Genomic DNA, 452 nt, shown 5'->3' with positions numbered 1-452 from the left:
GGGAACGACCGTCTGCCTGCCGGTGCGGCTGGTCTCCGGCACGACCCGGCTGCGCGTGGATGCGGGCGCGGCACCGTCGTCGGACGAGGGCGACGTCCTCGTGACGGCGCCGATCGTCGCCGACCGGTGCCGTCCAGCTGGGACGGCCTCTACCCTTCCCCCCGGCCGACCATGAACACGCTCACCGTTGTCATCCCGGCCTACAACGCGGATCAGCACATCGGCGCCACGATCGCGGCACTCTGCGAGGCGGTCGCGCGCATCCCGGCGGTCGAGACCGAGGTCGTTCTCGTCGACGACGGCTCCACGGACGCGACCGCCGCCCGCGCGGAGCAGGCCGCGGAGGGACGCGTTCCGCTCAGGGTCGTCCGCCAGGCGAACGCCGGACGCTTCCTCGCGCGCAGGCGCGGCCTCGAGGAGGCGATCGGCGAGACGGTGCTGCTCCTCGACAG

Annotated in this window: 1 protein-coding gene; it reads left to right on the top strand. The window is 73.7% G+C overall.

Going from position 1 to position 452, the window contains the following annotated elements:
- Nucleotides 1–171: 171 nt before the first annotated feature.
- A partial coding sequence (locus I6F37_RS39660; protein ID WP_225154327.1) for a glycosyltransferase occupies nucleotides 172–452 on the top strand: 281 nt, incomplete at its 3' end.

This window comes from Bradyrhizobium sp. NBAIM08 (assembly GCF_020193935.1).
GTDB lineage: Bacteria > Pseudomonadota > Alphaproteobacteria > Rhizobiales > Xanthobacteraceae > Bradyrhizobium > Bradyrhizobium yuanmingense.
This window is presented reverse-complemented; position numbering and strand designations above follow the sequence as displayed.